16 protein-coding genes are annotated in these 17,469 nt (G+C 71.5%); 7 read left to right on the top strand and 9 right to left on the bottom strand.

The window, feature by feature from the left end; translation table 11 throughout:
- Window positions 1-81: 81 nt before the first annotated feature.
- Both FAF44_RS26255 and FAF44_RS26250 read left to right on the top strand, forming a co-directional pair.
- Window positions 82-1,563, top strand: a complete 1,482-nt coding sequence (locus tag FAF44_RS26255; protein ID WP_308193378.1) for an MFS transporter — start codon at window positions 82-84, stop codon at window positions 1,561-1,563.
- Between the two features lie 44 nt (window positions 1,564-1,607).
- Window positions 1,608-2,870 (top strand): SGNH/GDSL hydrolase family protein, encoded by a 1,263-nt coding sequence (locus FAF44_RS26250; RefSeq protein ID WP_237105925.1) that lies wholly within the window; start codon window positions 1,608-1,610, stop codon window positions 2,868-2,870.
- 112 nt (window positions 2,871-2,982) lie between these two features.
- Here FAF44_RS26250 and FAF44_RS26245 read toward each other — a convergent pair whose 3' ends face one another.
- Window positions 2,983-3,570, bottom strand: a complete 588-nt coding sequence (locus FAF44_RS26245) for a TetR/AcrR family transcriptional regulator (RefSeq protein ID WP_237105924.1) — start codon at window positions 3,568-3,570, stop codon at window positions 2,983-2,985.
- 95 nt (window positions 3,571-3,665) lie between these two features.
- On the opposite strand from FAF44_RS26245, the gene FAF44_RS26240 reads away from it, so the two are divergent.
- The gene (locus tag FAF44_RS26240; RefSeq protein WP_237105923.1) at window positions 3,666-4,592 is read left to right on the top strand and encodes an NmrA family NAD(P)-binding protein; all 927 of its coding nucleotides are present in this window, start codon (window positions 3,666-3,668) and stop codon (window positions 4,590-4,592) included.
- A gap of 8 nt (window positions 4,593-4,600) precedes the next feature.
- On the opposite strand, the gene FAF44_RS26235 is transcribed toward FAF44_RS26240, so the two are convergent.
- Together FAF44_RS26235 and FAF44_RS26230 are read right to left on the bottom strand one after the other, a co-directional pair.
- The gene (locus FAF44_RS26235) at window positions 4,601-5,350 is read right to left on the bottom strand and encodes a hypothetical protein (protein ID WP_237105922.1); all 750 of its coding nucleotides are present in this window, start codon (window positions 5,348-5,350) and stop codon (window positions 4,601-4,603) included.
- A 178-nt stretch (window positions 5,351-5,528) separates the two neighbouring features.
- A complete protein-coding gene (locus FAF44_RS26230; RefSeq protein WP_237105921.1) occupies window positions 5,529-6,818 on the bottom strand; it encodes an aspartate aminotransferase family protein in 1,290 nt (429 codons plus the stop codon).
- A gap of 116 nt (window positions 6,819-6,934) precedes the next feature.
- Between FAF44_RS26230 and FAF44_RS26225 the strand changes: the two genes are divergently transcribed.
- Complete coding sequence (locus FAF44_RS26225; protein ID WP_237105920.1) at window positions 6,935-7,774, top strand: fumarylacetoacetate hydrolase family protein; 840 nt, start codon at window positions 6,935-6,937, stop codon at window positions 7,772-7,774.
- Between the two features lie 18 nt (window positions 7,775-7,792).
- Window positions 7,793-8,851 (top strand): AraC family transcriptional regulator, encoded by a 1,059-nt coding sequence (locus FAF44_RS26220; RefSeq protein WP_237105919.1) that lies wholly within the window; start codon window positions 7,793-7,795, stop codon window positions 8,849-8,851.
- 18 nt (window positions 8,852-8,869) lie between these two features.
- On the opposite strand, the gene FAF44_RS26215 is transcribed toward FAF44_RS26220, so the two are convergent.
- From FAF44_RS26215 to FAF44_RS26190, 6 genes are read right to left on the bottom strand one after another with little or no spacing between them, the layout of a single operon-like run.
- Window positions 8,870-10,162, bottom strand: coding sequence for a transcriptional regulator (locus FAF44_RS26215; RefSeq protein WP_237105918.1), 1,293 nt, complete (start codon window positions 10,160-10,162; stop codon window positions 8,870-8,872).
- 14 nt (window positions 10,163-10,176) lie between these two features.
- Window positions 10,177-10,971 carry an amidohydrolase family protein gene (locus FAF44_RS26210; RefSeq protein WP_237105917.1) on the bottom strand — a complete coding sequence of 265 codons (795 nt, stop codon included), beginning with the start codon at window positions 10,969-10,971 and terminating at the stop codon, window positions 10,177-10,179.
- Window positions 10,968-11,690, bottom strand: a complete 723-nt coding sequence (locus FAF44_RS26205; protein WP_237105916.1) for an amidohydrolase family protein — start codon at window positions 11,688-11,690, stop codon at window positions 10,968-10,970. The genes FAF44_RS26210 and FAF44_RS26205 overlap by 4 nt, the downstream gene beginning before the upstream one ends.
- Window positions 11,683-13,347 carry a heparinase II/III family protein gene (locus FAF44_RS26200; RefSeq protein WP_237105915.1) on the bottom strand — a complete coding sequence of 555 codons (1,665 nt, stop codon included), beginning with the start codon at window positions 13,345-13,347 and terminating at the stop codon, window positions 11,683-11,685. The genes FAF44_RS26205 and FAF44_RS26200 overlap by 8 nt, the downstream gene beginning before the upstream one ends.
- A complete protein-coding gene (locus tag FAF44_RS26195) occupies window positions 13,344-14,306 on the bottom strand; it encodes a Gfo/Idh/MocA family protein (RefSeq protein WP_237105914.1) in 963 nt (320 codons plus the stop codon). The genes FAF44_RS26200 and FAF44_RS26195 overlap by 4 nt, the downstream gene beginning before the upstream one ends.
- Before the next feature lies 1 nt (window position 14,307).
- Window positions 14,308-15,528: a sugar ABC transporter substrate-binding protein gene (locus FAF44_RS26190; RefSeq protein WP_237105913.1), complete on the bottom strand. Its 1,221-nt coding sequence runs from the start codon at window positions 15,526-15,528 to the stop codon at window positions 14,308-14,310.
- A 233-nt stretch (window positions 15,529-15,761) separates the two neighbouring features.
- On the opposite strand from FAF44_RS26190, the gene FAF44_RS26185 reads away from it, so the two are divergent.
- Window positions 15,762-16,643: a carbohydrate ABC transporter permease gene (locus FAF44_RS26185; RefSeq protein WP_237105912.1), complete on the top strand. Its 882-nt coding sequence runs from the start codon at window positions 15,762-15,764 to the stop codon at window positions 16,641-16,643.
- Window positions 16,640-17,455 carry a carbohydrate ABC transporter permease gene (locus FAF44_RS26180; RefSeq protein WP_237105911.1) on the top strand — a complete coding sequence of 272 codons (816 nt, stop codon included), beginning with the start codon at window positions 16,640-16,642 and terminating at the stop codon, window positions 17,453-17,455. The genes FAF44_RS26185 and FAF44_RS26180 overlap by 4 nt, the downstream gene beginning before the upstream one ends.
- The last annotated feature ends 14 nt before the right edge of the window (window positions 17,456-17,469 follow it).

Raw genomic sequence — 17,469 nt, 5'->3', positions numbered from 1 at the left:
TCCATCTTAACGGAACGTGAGAACCGTTAAGAGCGTCCAGGGCCTGGTCCCCGCGCGCCCCTCGGCAACCCGCGCCCCCGCATCGACCCCCAAGTCCTGGAAGGACGTTCTCGTCGTGTCCACAACCACCTCCGCACCCGCCGCCACCGCGGCCTTCCCGGCGGACGGCGCCGCATCGAACCGGCTGACCGGCCGGCTCAAGGTCGTCCTCGCGGTGCTGCTGGTCGCCCAGTTCATGCTCGCCGTCGACTTCTCGATCCTGAACGTCGCCCTTCCCCGGATCGGCGACAGCCTCGGCTTCTCCCTGGGAACCTGCAGTGGATCGCCACCTCCTTCGCCCTGTCGGCCGCCGGGTTCACCCTGTTCTTCGGTCGCATCGGCGACCTCGTCGGCCGCAAGCGCATCTTCCTCGGCAGCCTCGTCCTGCTGGGCCTGGCCTCCCTTGCCGGGGGTCTGGCCCCCACCCCCGAGTTCCTCATCGTCGCCCGCGTCGCCCAGGGGCTCGCGACGGCCGCCGCCACCCCGGCGGGACTGGCCCTGCTCACCACGTCCTTCCCCGAGGGGCCGCTACGGCGCAGAGCGCTGGGGCTCAACGGCGCGCTGATGTCGGCCGGGTTCACCACCGGCGCGATCCTCGGCGGCGTGCTGACCGACCTGCTGTCGTGGCGGTGGGCCTTCTTCGTCAACGTGCCCGTCGCGCTGGCCGTCGTGCTGATCGCCCCCGCCGTCATCAAGGAGTCCCGTCCCGCCGGACGTCCCAAGATCGACCTGCCCGGCGCTCTGGCCGTCACCCTCGGCCTGCTCGCCCTCGTCTTCGGCCTCACCCAGGCCGGGGAGCACGGCTGGACCCACCCCGCCACGCTCGCGGGCCTGCTCGCCGGCGCCGTCCTGCTGGTGGCCTTCTACTTCGTCGAGCGCCGGGCCGCGCAGCCGCTCGTGCCGGTGCACGTGCTCAGGAAGCGCACCGTGGCCTGGGGCAACGTCCTCGGCCTGCTGGCCTTCGTGACCGAGACGTCCCTGGTGTACCTGCTCACCCTCTACATGCAGAAGACGCTCGGCTTCTCGGCCCTCGTCGCGGGGATCTCCTTCGCCCTCCTGGGGCTCGGGACCGTGACGGGCGGCCTGCTCGCCCCCAGGGCCATCGCGCGCACCTCCGCCCTGACGGTGCTGGTCGGCGGCGGGCTGGCGCAGGCGGTGTTCACCGCCGTCCTGGTCTTGCTCGGCGGCACGCCCGCCTCGATGTGGCTGCTGCTGCCCGCGACCTTCCTGGGCGGCGTCGGCAACATGCTGGTCATCGTCGGCTTCATGGTCACCGCCACCAGCGGGCTGCCCGACCGGGAGCAGGGGCTGGCCACGGGGCTGGCGTCGATGTCGCAGCAGGTCGGCATCACCATGGGCACGCCCATCATGTCCGCGATCGTCACCGCCACCACCGCGGGGGCCGTCAGCGCCGGAGCGGTCCTGCACGGTGTCAGGGTCGCCGTCGTCGCCAACGCCGCCCTGGTCCTGCTCGGCGTCGTCATCGCCGCCGTCGCCCTGCGCACCCGCGGGCGCGCGCGGTGAGGCCGCGCGGAACTTCCCTCCCTATGAAGAAAGCAGGAAATGTCATGAACACCTTCTCGCGCAAGACCGGTACGGTGCTGTCGGCCCTGGTGATCGCCTTGAGCGCGGCCGTGGTCGGGCCGGCGGCGCCCGTCCGGGCGGGAGCGGAGCACCGGCAGAGCTGGCAGGCGGCGTGGACGGCCGCGCCGCAGCGGGCCAGCGCCGGCTTCGCGCCCAACTGGTCGGAGGAGGGCTTCTCCGGGCAGAGCGTGCGCCAGGTGGTCCGGCCCACCGCCGACGGTTCGTCGGTGCGCATCCGATTGTCGAACGAATACGGCGTCTCGCCCGTACGCGTGACGGGCGCCACCATCGCGCACGCCGGTCAGGGTGCCTCCGTGCGGCCGGAGTCGGTGCGGCGGCTGACCTTCGGGCGCGCGGCCTCGGCCGACATTCCCGCCCGCGGCACCCTGGCCAGCGATCCGGTACGGCTCGACGTGCGGGCGCTGCAGCCGGTGACCGTCACGCTGTACTTCGCCGGCACCACCGGCCCGGCGACCTTCCACGCCCAGGCGTACGCCACGAGCTACCGCGCCAAGGGCGACCGCCTCGCCGACCCGGGCGCGGCCGCGTTCACGCAGGCCACGCATTCGTGGTACTACCTGTCCGGCGTCGACGTCACCGGCGGGGCCAGGAAGGGCGACGCCGTCGTGGCCTTCGGCGACTCCATCACCGACGGGTTCGGCTCGACCGACGACGCCGACGGCCGCTACCCCGACGAACTCGCCGAGCGGCTCGCGGCCACCGGCCGGCCGCGGCCCGTGCTGAACGCCGGCATCGGCGGCAACCTGGTGCTCAACGACTCGGCCTGGTACGGCGACCGGTCGTCGGCCAGGTTCCGCCGGGACGTGCTCGACCAGCCCGGAGTGGGCACCGTCGTGGTGCTCGAAGGCGTCAACGACATCGGTTTCAGCGAGTCCGACACGCCGACGTTCAAGCCGGCGCCCGTGGTCTCGGCCGACGAGCTGATCGCGGGGTACCGCCGCCTCATCCGTGACGCGCACGCGAAGGGGATCAAGGTGGTGGGGGCGACGCTGCTGCCGTTCAAGAACTCCGACCACTGGGGGGAGCGGGCCGCCTCCGTCAGTGACGCCGTCAACCGGTGGATCCGCACGTCCGGCGAGTACGACGCGGTGGTCGACTTCGACCGGGGGCTGGCCGCGCCCGGTGACCCCGACCTGCTGAACCCCGCCTATGACAGCGGCGATCACCTGCACCCGAACGACCTCGGCTACACCGTCATGGCCCGCCTCGTCGCGGACCGGCTCTGACCGCCGTCGCATGCGATGGCCGCCCCCCTCGACGGGGGCGGCCATCGTCGTGCCGGAAATCTCCAACGTAAAGGCGTCGGGCTCATCGATCGTGAGGACCGCCGCGTGTACTTCACCAAGCACCTGTGGGCGACGGGGCCGGCGGGCTCAGCCCCGCGACGGCCATGGCGAACAGGCGGTTCGCGCGGGCGGCGGGGTCGGGGTGGTGCTCGGTGGCCAGGACGATGCCGACGATGAGGGTGATCAGGTCGGAGACGGTGAGGTCGGCGGCGACCGCGCCGTCCTGCGCGGCGCGGCGCAGCAGGGGGCCGGCCGCCGCTTCGAGCATCGCCGAGCAGGTGTTCTCGTGGACGGGGTCGGGTTCGGCCTCGTCGTAGGCCAGTGCGGCGGCCAGTTCGCGGGCCGCGACGCAGTAGGCGACGACGTTGCCGAGCCAGCGCAGGAGGGCGTCGCGGCTGTCGGTCGTGCCGGCCAGGTCGCGGGCGCGGGCGGCGAGGGCTTCGATGCGCCGGTGGGAGACCGCTTCCAGCAGCGCCCGGCGGGTGGGGAAGTGGCGTCGTACGGTCGCCGAGCCGACTCCCGCGATGCGGGCGATCTGTTCGAGGGAGGCGTCGGAGCCGTGGGCGGCGACCTCCTGTTCGGCCACGGCGAGGATGCGGGCGTGGTTGCGCCGGGCGTCCGCGCGCTGGCGGTCGGGCATGGTGTCGTCTCCGGGATTGCTAAGTGGCGGGCCTCGCCGTATCGTACCGCGAAGGAAAACGGCGGACCCCGCCGTTTATGCTCCGAGGAGGAGACATGCCCACTGAATCCGCGCCCGTCCTGGTCACCGGCGCGACCGGCAGGCAGGGCGGGGCCACCGCCCGTGCCCTGCGCGCGGCCGGCGTCCCCGTGCGCGCCCTGGTCCGCGACCCGGCCACCGAGCGGGCCAGGGCCGTCGAGGCGCTGGGCGCCGAACTCGTCACCGGCGATCTGCGTGATCGTGACGCGGTCGCACGGGCCTGCGAGGGGGTTCGCGCCGTCTTCTCCGTGCAGATGGCCGCCCTGACCGAAGCGGGTTTCGACTTCGACGGGGAGGTGGCCCAGGCCGTCAACCTCATCGAGGCCGCACGGGACGGGGGAGTGCCGCAGTTCGTGCACACGTCCACCAGCGGCGCCGGGCAGCACACCGAGACCCCCGGCTGGGTGGCGGGCCGGTGGGGGTCGCTGGACGACAGCCTGGGAGCCAAGAGCACGATCCAGGACCGGGTCCGCGCGGCCGGCTTCACCCGCTGGACGATCCTCAAACCGGCCTTCTTCATGGAGAACTTCCTGCCGTCCATGGCGTTCCTGTTCCCGCGCGGCGTCGAGGGCGGCCTGGTGAGCGTCGTGAAGCCCGGCACCCGGCTGTCCCTCGTGGCGGTGGACGACATCGGGACGGCGGCCGCCGCGGCCGTCGCCGACCCGGACCGCTTCGACCGGGTGGAGCTGGAACTCGCGAGCGACCATCTGCCGATGACGGAGATCGCCGGGATCCTCTCCCGCGCGCTGGGCGTGCGCCTGAGCGCGCCTGACATGACCGAGGAGCAGGCGCTCGCCGCCGGGATGCCGGCGATGGGGGTGTCGCACGAATGGATGAACGTGGCCGGTCAGCCGGCCCGCCCGCGTGCTGCCGAGAACCTCGGCATCACGCTCACGGGCTTCGAGGAGTGGGCGGGGCGGTACCTGCGGCCCGCGCTGGGGTGAGGCGGGGTTCAGCCGGGCCCGGCGGCCTCGAAGTATGAGCGCTGGGCCGCCGGGAACCGTCCTCCTTCCGGGTCGAGGAGGTCGATCAGGTCGATGAGCTGGTGCTGGAGCTTGGTCAGGCGGCCTTGCGCCAGGCCGGGGTGGCGCGCCGCCTGTTCGACGTGGTCGAGGAGTTCGTGTCCCCACTTGGCGAACGCCTCGTCGTCGGTGAGCTTGGCGCAGAAGGCGGCGTAGCCGAGGCAGCCGCGTTCGCCGGGCTTGCTGTCGGGTTCGATCATGAGTTCGCCCAGTGCCCGCTGGTCGGTGCGGAAGATCATGAAGCATGCGGTGTCCGGGGGGGTGGACGTCGCGATGGTCCGGCTGATCGTGGTGAGGGCGAGCATGATCTGCCGGTTCACCTCGTTCTTCCCCAGGTCGAGGAACTGGATGTCGCGGCGGAAGACCTCGACCCAGCCCAGGTACTCGGCGAACAGGAAGGCCGTGCTCCTGCGCACGTACAGTGCCTGCCGTTCGGTGCCCTCCAGCAGGTAGGCGCTGGTGAATCCCTGTCTCCCGGGGCGGCGGTCGATCTCGAAGCCGTGCAGGATGTTGAAGAGCCTGCTCTGCAGGTCGAAGGCCGCCCACAGCAGGGCGTCGCGGTAGCGGCTCATGTAGTCGAGGCGGTCGCGGGATCTGGCCTGGGTCTGCAGCCGGTAGGTCAGCACGGCCGTGACCGCCGCGCCCAGGACGGCGATCACGGCCGATATCACGCCGACCATCAGCCGGTTCTCCGGCCGGACGGGGCTTGGCGGGGGGCGTGCTGGGCTGGGTTGGCCGGCTGGCTCGCCCGGTTCACCATGGTGGTCTCCTGTCACGCTCGTCGGCTGACGTCGGCGGTGCGTTGCCATTGCACAGGGAGAGGGAGGCGGCTGTCGAGCGGCGAGGGCGGCGGTGGGCTCAGTCGAGCGAGGCGAGTGCGTCCGCGAACGCCGCGACGGTGTCGGCGACGTCGTCGTCGGTGTGCGCGGCGGACAGGAACCACAGGCCGCGCGGGACCATGTTGACCCCGCGTTCCAGCAGTGCGGCGTGCAGGCGCAGCATCCTGGCCCGGTCGGTGGCGGCGAAGTCCCGGTAGTCGCGGACCTGGCCGTCGGTGAAGTACGTCTGGAAGACCGGGCCGGGGCCGTCCACCAGGAGGGGCACTCCGGCCTTGCGCGCGGCCTCGGCGAAGCCGTCCATCAGGGCCCGGCCGCGCCGGTAGAGCCCGCCGTAGACCTCCTCGCGCTGCTCGTCCAGGACGCGCAGCGCGGCGTCGGCGGCGGCCATGGCGACGGGGTGGGAGTTGAAGGTGCCGGCGTGCGCCACGCGGCCGTCGGAGATGTGGTCCATGATCTCGGCGCGTCCGGCCAGGGCGGAGACCTGCATGCCGCCGGCCATCGCCTTGCCGAAGACCGACAGGTCGGGGGTGATGCCGAGGTGTTCCTGGGCGCCTCCGGGGGCCAGCCGGAAGCCGGTGATGATCTCGTCGAAGATCAGCAGGCTGCCGTTGCGGTCGCAGAGTTCGCGTACGCCCTCCAGGAAGCCCGGATCGGGGAGGATCGCCCCGGTGTTGCACAGCACGGGTTCGGTGATCACGGCGGCCACCTGGTCGTCGAGGAGGCGTCCGAGCGCTTCCAGGTCGTTCCAGGGGGCGACCACGAGGTCCTGGTCGCCGCGCTGCTGGCCGGCGGTTCCGGAGACGGGCAGCGGCGCGTCGGCGGGGCCGGCGGCCTCCAGGGCGGGGTGGACGCTGTAGAGGACCGGGTCGAACCAGCCGTGGTAATGGCCCTCGAACTTGAGGATCTTCGTCCGGCCGGTGACGCCGCGCGCCAGCCGCAGGGCGGCGTGCACCGCCTCGGAGCCGACGGTGTTGAAGCGCACCCGTTCGGCCGAGGGCACCATCGAGATCAGCCGTTCGGCGACGGCGACCTCGGTGGCGTGCTGGGCCGAGTAGACGATGCCCCGGGCCGCCTGTGCCGAGATCGCCGCCACGATCTCGGGCGGGCAGTGCCCGAGGATGGCCGGCCCCTGGCCGAGCACGTAGTCGAGGTAGGTGTTGCCGTCCACGTCCCACAGGCGTGATCCCGCCGCGCGCTCCACGTACAGGGGCACGCCCGCCATCCGGCGGGCGTCACTGGAGACGCCGCCCGCCAGGGCTCGCCTGGCGTTGTCGTACAGCGCGGAGCTCGCGCTCAGCTTCCTGCTCATGGCGACCATCAAAGGGTGGTGCGGGGGGCGTCCACAAGCAGCACAGCAAGCAGCGGGCGGTTGTCGCAAGGACGGGTTCTTGTGAGGGGCCGGGCCCGGTGGCGAGCATGAGGGGCATGCAACTCGGGCGTATCCGGCGCACTCCCGCCGATCCAGTCGAAGTGGTGGCCCTGCGGCAGCCTGGCGAGCTCGTCAGTCTCGCCGCGCTGGGGGACGATCCGGTGGCGATGCTGAGCACGTACGGGCTGGATCGCCTGGCCGAGGAGGCGGATCGCGGTGTGTGCTTCGCCGAGGAGCCGGTGCTCTTCGAGCCGCCGGTCAAGCGGTGCGGCAAGATCTGCTGCCTGGCGCTCAACTACCGGGAGCACGCCGACGAGAGCGGGCTGGCGGTGCCGCCGGAGCCGGTGCTGTTCTTCAAGCCGCCGACCGCGCTGGTCGGTCATCGGCGGCCGGTGGTCGCGCCGTCGCGTACCAAGCACCTGGAGCATGAGGTCGAGCTGGCTGTCGTCATCGGCAGGCCGGTGCGTGACCTGCCGGAGGAGCGCTGGCGGGAGGCGGTGGCGGGGTACACGGTGATCAACGACATGACCGCGCGTGACCTGCAACTGGCCAACATCGAGCGGAACGTGCCGTGGGACCAGTTCAAGGCGTTCGACACGTTCGCGCCGCTGGGGCCGTACCTCGTCACGGCCGACGAGGTGCCCGACCCGATGGCGCTGGATCTGCGGCTGGAGGTGGACGGGCAGGTCCGGCAGCGGGCCAACACGCGGCAGATGGTGTTCGGGCTGCCGCGGCTGATCGCCGACCTGTCGGACGGGATGACCTTGGAGCCGGGTGACGTCATCGCGACGGGCACGATCGCGGGGATCGCGCCGTTGAGCGACGGTGACGTGATGCACGCGACGGTGGAGGGTGTGGGAACCCTGAGCAACCCGGTCCTATTCCGGCCGTCCTAAATCGTTTATTGTGGCGACATGTACGCGCTCGCCGCTTTGGTGGACCTGGACGACTTCGTGGCCTCCGAGCGCGCCCGCGGCCGGTCGTGGGCCTCCGCGCAGCTCGATCGCGTCGAGCGGGCGGTCAGGGTGACCGCGGGCGAGCGCGCGAGCAGCCGCCCGCTGCCGCCGGACGAGTGGCTGGTGCTGCTGACCGGCGAGGAGCCCAGGCTGCTCGCCGCCGAGGCGGGGCTGCTGGCCGAGCGGCTCAGGGAGCGGATCGAGCGGGAGAGCGAGCTGACCGCCACCGTCAGCCTGGGGCCGCCGTGCGGATCGAGGGCGGCGGCGGAGCGGGAGGCGCGCCGCACCAACTCCTACAAGCTGGTGCTGGGCGGCGACCGGGTGATCGCGGCGCCGGCCGGTGGCCCGGCCGGGCCGGGCGTGCCTCCGGTCCGGATCGAGGCGGCGCTGGCGAGCCGGGTGCGGGCCGGCGACAGGGTCGGCGCGGCCGACCTGATCTCGGCGTGGCTGGACAGGTGCGCGCGGCTGCCGGGGGCCGATCCGCAGCAGTTGCGCAGCCGGCTCATCGGGCAACTGCTGTTCGTGGTGGACGTGGCCGCCACCAACCGGCTCGCCGACGGCAGGACCGACTGGGTGGACGCGTGCGCGCGGCTGCCGATCGACGACCTGATCGCGGTCGCGGACATCCACGAGCGCTCCTACCTGCGGTTGTGGCTCCAGGACGCGCTGCGGCGGCTGGTGCCCGCACCGCCGGAGCGCGGCGTGCTCGCGCTGGCCGAGCGGTACATGGCCGAGCACTTCGACGACCCGGGCCTGCGGCTGGCGACGGTGGCCGAGGCGATCTCGGCCAGCCCGTTCTACATCTCGCACCTGTTCGCCCAGGAGCGGCGCAGCACGTTCCTGCGGCACCTGACCGGGCTGCGCCTGCGGCACGCCCGGCACCTGCTGCACACCTCCACGCTGCCCATCGACGCGGTCGCCGCGCGCTGCGGCTACCTCAGCGCCAAGGCGCTGCGCGGCGTCTTCAAGCGGCACGTGGGCTGCACGCCGACGGCCTACCGCCGCGCCGGAGGCTGACCGGCCGGCACCGGCGAGTCAGCGGTTGACCAGCCGGTACGGCTGGCGCGGCCGTCCGGCCCCGGCCGATCTGACCGGCGGCAGCGCCCAGGCCAGCCCCTCCTCCACCAGCTCCTGCAGCACCCGCCGGGCGCTGCGCGGCGCGACGCCGAGGATCTCGGCCACGGTCTCGGCGTCGACCACCAGCGACTCGGGGTCCTCGCCGAGCCGCTCGACCAGCCTGCTGAGGATCTTGTCGCTCCTGGACGGCTCGGCGGGCTCCTCCGGCCGGCGGCGCTGGCGCGGCGGCAGGGACAACGCCACGCCGTCGTCGCCGATGACGAACGCGGCGGTGGCGTCGGCGTTCCTGGCCCGCTCGACCGCGATGAGCGCGTTGGAGTCGGCGTCGCGCGCGGTGTGCCCGAGCCCGACGCCCACCTCGACGGCCACGCCCAGTTCGGCGCGGACGCGGTCCATGAACGGCGCGACCCGGAAGCCGTCGGTGGCCTGGCCGAGCGCGCCGACCGTGGCGGTGACCACGTAGCCGTTCTCGCCGCGCGGCACCACGGTGGCGCCCATCAGACGTGCCTCGGCCAGCAGCGACTGGTGCAGGGAGAGCTTGAGCTCCTGCTGCCAGTAGTTGCCCGGCCCTGAGTGGGTGGGCCGCGCCGCCGCGGCCAACTCCACCAGGACGATGGCGATCTGCGCCTCCTCCAGCCGGCTGCCGGTGCCCAGCAGCGCGGCGGTGTTGAGCGCCAGGCGCAGCGTGTGCGGCGTCGGCATCATGCGCAGCACCGGCACCTGCGCGGCCTGCAGCTTCTTGGCCACGGTCCGGATCGTGGTGAGCGCGGCGGTGGTGGCCCCGTCGCGGTGCAGCTTCTCGTGGAAGCCGATGAAGTCGCGCACCGACTCCGGCTGGTGGTACTCCGAGACGTGCACGGCGTCCATGGCGACGCCGATCTCCTCATAAGCCTCGGCGACGTCGGCCGCGGGGATGGAGTCGATGCTGACCCGGGCCGGGTCGATGCCCTGGGAGAGCACGCCGCGCAGCAGGCTGGAGTACAGCCCGGCGCCGCTGACCGGCACGAACGTGGCGGGCACGGACAGCTCGCCGGAACGCCGGGCCAGGTCGTACTGGAGCGGGCCGGTGAAGAGCACCACGTCGATGCTGCCGACGATCCTGGACAGCTTGTCGTGCGTCTCGTTCTCGCCCGCGTGCGGGGCCCCGACCAGGCGGAAGGAGGCGGCATCGGGCAGCCCGGCCCCGATGTGCACGATCTGCTCCACCAGGTCGTGCGGGCCGACCACGCCGATCGCGATCTTGGTTCTCAACCGCTCCACCTTGGTCATCTCCACTCGAGCAACCCACTGATCGTTCCCCCGAGCACCGCTGCCCGATCATTGTCCGTCAAGTCCGAGAAGAGTACGCGCCCCAGCGACATCCGCAGGTCGATGAACGGGAAGTCGGAGCCGTAGACCACCCGGTCGGGGCCGACCCGCGCGACCATCCTGGCGATGTCGGCGCCGCTGTTGTGGGACCCGCACACCTCCAGGATGACCCGTGGCCGCCGCTCCGCCACCTCGATCGCCTGGTCCAGGCCGAGCGGCGTCACCCCGGAGTGGCCGGCCAGGATGGTCGCCTCCGGGTGCCGCTCCGCCACCGCGTCGAGCGTCGGGATGTCGTTGTACGGGGAGCCGGCGAACGTGTGCGTGAGCACCGGGCACCCGGTCAGCGCGGCGAACTCCCACACCGGGCCGTACCTGGACCCGTCCAGCGGGTACTCGTGCAGGTCGGGGTGGATTTTGATGCCGCCGAAGCGCCGGTCGCCGCCCCACCGCTCCAGTTCGGCGACCGGGTCCTGCCAGGGGTTGACCGTGAGGTAGCCGGTGAAGCGGTCGGGCGCCTCGGCCACGATCGCCGCCGTCGCCGCGTTCCCCGCCGCCGCGTCGAGCTGGATGGACAGGTGGCTGGAGAAGACCGCGTGCGCGACGCCGCACCGGTCCATCACCCTGATCATCGCCGCCGGGTCCGCCTCGGGGATGAAGAACAGGCTGTACGGCCCGGCGTGCGCGTGCGCGTCGACGATCCGGGTCACCCGCTGGGGTCGCCGCTCCCACACGGCCCGCGCGGTCTCGTTCACAGGATCCCCCTCCCGATGGCGGCCACGTCCGGATCGCCGAGTTCCGACCACAGCAGCCGGGTCACCGCCTCGGCCGGATCCCGGTACGGCTGGCCGGTGCCGAACACGATCCGCCCCGCGCCGTAGCGCGCCACCAGCCACTCCAGCCCGCAGTGCGAGGACAGGTCGGCCGTCCCCAGGTACACGTTGGGCCGCCGGTCCAGCACCCCGGCGATCTGCCGCAGCATCCGGTACCCGGCGGACCCGACGACGATCCGCAGTTCGGGGTGCGCCGCGGCGATCGACTCGATACTCGCCCAGTCCGCCTGCGGCGCGTCCACCAGCAGCGGCAGCCGGGCCCGGGCCAGGGCGCGCAGGACCTCGGCCGCCTCGACCCCGTCCAGCCGGTAGCCGTGGTCGCGCGGGAAGGCCCGGACGGCCCGCACCCCGCCGGCCACGGCCTCCTGGACGAAGCCGGGGCCCAGTTCGTCGCAGCCGCCGGGCAGCATGACCCAGCACGGGTGCAGCCGGGGCTGGTCCGCGACCAGGTCGAGCACCTGGGCGTTGCCGAGCCGGGGGTCGTGCAGCCAGGCCGTCATGCCGGCGACGACGGCCTCGGCGATCCCGACGCGATCCAGCGCGGCCAGCAGTTCCCGGACGGTTCCGCCGCCCACGTCCCTGCGCGGGTGGCGGCCGAGCATGGCGTCCGCGTCGAGCAGCGACGGGCGCGTTTCAGCCATGGACGGCCCAGCTCTCGCCGCTCTCGCCCCTGGTCCAGGTGGTGTCCGTGAAGGTGTCCACGGTCGCGCCGATACGCACCCTGAGGGTCTGGCCCGCCTCGGCGGACACCTCGGGCGGCTCGTCCTGGAAGGGGATGAGCGCGACGGCGAAGCGGCCGTCGGCGCGGCGTAAGCCCAGCGAGTGGATCTCGCCGTACTCCGCGGTCCTGGTGGCGGGGTCGGGGACGCGCGCGGGACCGTTCCCGCACAGGACCTCCTCGGGCGGTGTCAGCGGCACCGCGAGCAGGCCCCGGGTGCGGTAGCCGGGCCCGTGGGGCCGCCAGGGCTCCAGCCCGTGCACCTGCCACACCGCCTCGGCGTCGATCCGGTCGGTGACCAGCCAGTACGACGGTTCGTCGCGGACGAACACGATCCGCCGGTCGTGCCGCTCCGGGTACCCGTGGTGGTGCCCGGCGAAGACGTCCACGTGCCGCCCGGCGTGGAACAGGTCGAGGGCGGCGCGCCGGTCCTCGGTGTAGTCCTGGCCCGGGACGAGGAGGGTGTTGTGGCCGCGGGTGGCCTGGTACCAGTCGTAGTAGCCGGGGTCGTCGTAGGACGGCGGGCCGCCCGCCTCCCAGGCCAGCGGCACGCCCCAGCCGGACAGCACGAAGTCGAGCGCGGCGTGGTGGCTGTGCGGCTCCAGCTCGTGCCCCACGTACGGCCCGTAGTTGATCACGGTGTGCAGGTGCCCGGACCGGAAGATCGCGTACCCGCTCGCGTCGAGCAGGTGCGAGCCGGGCACCGGCTCCTCCTCGGGCCAGACGACGCCGCTGTCCTGAAGGTGCGGGATCCAGCCGCCGGAGGTGACCAGCGAGCCGAACCAGGAGTGCATGGCCCGCACCTTGGGGTGCTCGGCGAAGCCGGGGTCCACGGCCACCACGCGGCGCACGGCGTCCAGGACCATGCCGTGGTAGCCGGGGGAGCGCTCGTGGTGGCCGCCGTCGGCGCGGACGTCGAGCTCCAGGTGCTCCAGGATGCGCGCCCGGGCGATCTCCGCCCACCCGCGCGCCTCGGGCAGTTCGGGGAAGAGCGTGGCCACGTGCAGCAGCTCCGCGACGCAGACGAACTGCCAGTTGCCGTGGCGGAAGGCCGCGTGCTCCTCCGCCGACCAGCGGGCGCCGCCGAGCACGGTCTTCATCATCATCGCCCAGCACTCGTCGCTCAGCGCGGGCTCCTCGGCCAGCACCGCCATGGCGCGGGTCAGGTGCATCGACCTGGCCCACACGCCCAGCGAGTACCAGATGACGTCGAGGCCGGGCCAGTCGCCGCGGACCTGGTCCCTGGTGTCGTACCACTGGCGGAACAGGCGGTCCCACTCGGCGGCGTAGCGGGCGTCGCCGGTCTCGCGGTAGGCGTGCACCAGCGGCGTCATCCACCTGAGGTAGTGGAAGCCGTACAGCCGGGACCGGCCGCGGCCCTTGTCGAGGAAGTCCACCTCGGCCCCGAGGAGCGCGTCGGCCTCCTCGATCGTCGCGGTGACGTCCCAGGCCGGGTCGCGGCGGCGCCACGGCCTGGCCTCGGCGACGGAGGCGACGCCCAGCTCGGCCAGGAGGGCCCGGTCGGTGATGTGCCGCATGCGTGCCCCGTCCACGTGCGGGGGGTTCTCCACGTACGTCATGAGACCCGCACCGGGAGGCCCGAGGCCGCCGACTCGTGGGCCGCCGCCAGCACGGCGGTGACGTGCCGCGAGCTCTCCACCGTGATGAGCGGCTCGGCCCCGGTGCGCGCGCACTCCACGAAGTGGTGGATGGCGTCGCGGTAGGCGCCGGCCGGGATCCCGTGCACGACGCGCTGCAGCATGTTGCGCGGGTAGGCGTAGCCCTTGCCGGTGGCCACCTGGATGTTCTCCTTCTGGCGGTCGAGCTGGATCACCCCGTCCTCGCCCACCACGGTGACGTAGCTGTCGACCATCGTGGGGAAGGTGTTGGGGTAGATCCACGCCGACTCGAACGTGGCCATCGCGCCGCGGCTGAACCTGGCCTGGATCTGCATGGCGTCCGGGGTGACCTTCAGCTTGCCGTAGCGCGCGGTGGCGTAGACCTCGACCACGTGGTCGTCGTAGAGCCAGGTCAGCAGGTCGATGTCGTGGCTGGACAGGAACCAGGCGCAGGTCGTCTGGTCCGCCCACGAGATCATCTCGGTCGGGACGTAGATCGTGTCGTCCTTGCGCGCGTAGCCGACGACCGGCTCGCCGACCACCGGCATCTGGTCCTTGGCCTGCGCGTAGGCGGGCACCCAGCGGTGGTTGAACAGGCACATGGCGGTCACGCCCGCCTGCCTGATGGCCTGTACGGCCCGGTCGGCGTCCTCGACCGTGGTGGTGAAGGGCTTCTCGACCAGGATGTGCAGGCCCGCCCGCGCGGCGGCGACCATCACGTCGGCGTGCAGGTGGTCGGGGGTGGTGATCGACACGGCGTCGACCAGACCGGACTCGATGAGCGCCTGGTAGGTCGGGAACACCGGCGCGCCGGCGAGCGGTTGGCGGCAGACGGCCGTGATCTCCGCGTCCGGGTGCGCGGCCAGCACCTCGGCGTGGCCGCGGCCCATGATGCCGGTGCCGATGATCCCGATTCTCAATTTAGGAGGCAAGTGCGTCATTCCATTGCTTCTCGGCGGTGTCGAGGGCTTCTTCGGCGCTCTTGGTTCCGGTCAGGAAGGCCCTGACCTGTTCGGCGAAGTACTCGCCGAGCTCGGCGTCCTTGCTGGTGCCGACGGGGTGGTAGGCCAGCTTGGCCATGCCCTTCACGATGACCTGGCGGGCGGCGCTCATCGCGTCGCCGTCGGCGCCCTGGGTGAAGAAGGGGTCCTTGGTGGAGGAGATCGTGGACGGGTAGATCGGCACGATCTTGCAGAAGGCGAGCTGGTTGGCGCCGTTGGTGACGTACTTGAGGAACTCCGCGGCGGCCTTCTTGTGCGCGGAGGCCCGGGGGATGGAGAAGGCCTGCTGGGCCAGCAGCAGGTACTCGCCGGTGCCCATCCGGACCGGCTCGGTGACGGCCAGGTCGTCGTAGACGTCCGGGGCGTTCTTCTGCACGTTGAGCAGTTCGGCGGCGTTGGCCGTCGGCTTGAAGGCGATCTGCCCGTTCTCCAGCGTCTGCGGCAGGTTGCGGATGTCCTTGGAGACCGCGCCGGGCGCGATGCCGGCGCCGTAGCTCTTCTTGAACTTCTCCAGGATCTCCACGGCCTGCGGGGTGTTGAACGCGGCGGTCCTGCGGTCCGCGGACAGGGGTTCGATGCCGTAGTAACGCAGCACGTTGTGGTCGGGGATGATGTTGGAGCCGTAGACCTCGGTCTTGTCGTGGACCTTGTCGCCGAGGGCGAGCGCCTCGTCGTACGTCCTGGGCGGGGCGGCCGGGTCGAACCCGGCCTTGGTCACCACGGACTTGCGGTACATCGCCACCGGGGCGCCGCCGTTGTACCAGGGCAGGGCGTAGAGCTTGCCGCCGGTGCGCAGCGGTGCGACCAGGTTGGGCTGGAAGTCGGCCAGGTCCTCGGGGGTGAGCAGCTCGTCGAGCGGGGTCAGCGACGGGACGAAGCGGCCCAGTTCGATGGAGCTGACGTTGACCAGGTCCGGCACGGCGCCGCTGGCCACGGCGGCGAGCAGCTTGGTGGCGCTCTCCTGGCCCGGGACGTCGACCCACTTGATCGTGACCTTGGGGTGCTGCTTCTGGTAGGCGGCGATGAGCCCGTTGACGTAGTCGCCGTAGTTCTTCTTGAGGTTGATCGTCCAGAACTCGACCTGGCCTTCGAACGGCTGGTCGGAGGCGGTCTCGGTGCCGCCGGTGGACGTGCCGGCCACGCATCCGGTGCTCAGGAGTGACAGTGCCAGCGCTCCTGCCGCTAAGGCAAACCTACGGGACATCGCGGTGGTCCTCGATTCTGGCCGTCCTTAAAGTCTCTTTCGGCAGAATGGCAGGTCAGGATTTTCCGGTCAAGGCCAGGTATTGACCGTCTGTGTGTGGTTTGTATAACTTCTGGCCATCCGATATCTGATCTACGGCCGTCACAATCGTCGAAGAAGGATGTGAGGCCATGCGCCTCCCCGGCCAGCGCTGGTACACGCCCTACCTCTTCGCCGCCCCCGCCCTCGTCCTGTTCGGCGTCTTCTTCGCCTGGCCGGCGGTGACGGCGATCCAGCTCTCGTTCCTGAAGTACGACATGATCTCCCCGCCGCCCGTCTTCGTGGGCGGCGACAACTTCGTCCGCATGCTGGGCGACGACCGGTTCTGGACCGCGCTGCTCAACTCGTTCCTGTTCCTGGTCGGGCTGTTCCCGCTGCTGGTCGTCGCGCCGCTGCTGCTGGCCGTGCTGGTCAACCAGAAGCTGCCGGGGATCAGGACGTTCCGGATGCTCTACTACCTGCCGGTCGTCACCTCGATGGTCGCCGTCGGCATCGCCTGGGAGTACGTCTTCCACCAGCAGGGCGTCCTGAACTGGATGCTCACCGGGGCGGGCCTGCTCGACCGGCCGATCCAGTACCTGCTGGACCCCGACTGGGCGCTGCCCGCGGTCATCCTGGTCGAGGGCTGGAAGAACATGGGCTTCTACATGATGATCTACCTCGCCGGGCTCCAGACGATCCCGGAGAGCATCTACGAGGCCGCCCGCGTGGACGGCGCCGGACCCTGGCGGCGGCTGCGCAGCATCACGGTGCCGCTGCTCGTGCCGTACATCGCGGTCGCGTTCACCGTGGAGATGCTCGACGCGATGCAGGCCTTCACCTCCATCTACGTGATGACCAGGGGCGGGCCCCAGGACACGACGCTCACGCTCGGCTACTACATCTGGTCGGCGGCCTTCGAACGCTACGACATGGGCTACGCCAGCGCGATGGGGCTGGTGCTCTGGGTGCTGATGATCGGCCTGGCCATCCTCAACTACCGGATCACCCGCGGAAGGACGGTCATGGCATGATCCTCAGGCGGGCGGGGATGTACCTCGTGCTCACGGCGATCGCCCTGGTGTTCGTCGGGCCGTTCCTGATCCTGCTGTCGGCCGGGCTCAAACCCGCCGACCAGGCCGTCTACTCCTTCCCGCCGGACGTCATCCCCCGCCCGCCGGTGCTCGACTGGATCGTCGAGGCGTGGACCTCGATCCCGTACCCCACCTACCTGCTCAACTCCGTCATCTACGTCGGCGTGATGGTGCCCGCCTACGTCATCGTCTCGGCGCTGTGCGCCTACCCGCTGGCCCAGATGCGCTTCCGCGGGCGCAACCTGGTCTTCTTCGCGATCCTGTCGACGATGTTCCTGCCGGGCGAACTCATGCTGATCCCCAGGTTCCTGGTGGTCACGCAGCTCGGGATGGCCGACTCCTTCGCCGGCGTCATCCTGCCCGGCCTGCTGTCGGCCTTCGGCGTCTTCCTGCTCCGTCAGACGTTCGCGAGCGTCCCGCGCGACGTCGTGGACGCCGCCCGCACCGACGGCTGCCACGAACTGCGCATCTTCTGGCACGTCATGCTGCCCGCGGCGCGCCCGACGCTGGCCATCCTCGGCATCTTCGGCTTCATCTCGGTCTGGAACAGCTTCATCTGGCCGCTGGTGGTCCTGAAGGACTCCGGCAAGTACCCGCTCGCACTCGGCATCTCCTACCTGGCCGGCATCACCGGCACCGACATCCGCACGCTGGCCGCCGGCACGATCATGTCGATCATCCCGGTCGTCATCGTCTTCATGCTCATGCAACGCCACATCCTCGACGGCATGCGAGGCGCAGTGAAAGGCTGATCATGTTAACCCGC

This window comes from Nonomuraea sp. MG754425, assembly GCF_021699195.1.
Lineage (GTDB): Bacteria > Actinomycetota > Actinomycetes > Streptosporangiales > Streptosporangiaceae > Nonomuraea.
This window is presented reverse-complemented; position numbering and strand designations above follow the sequence as displayed.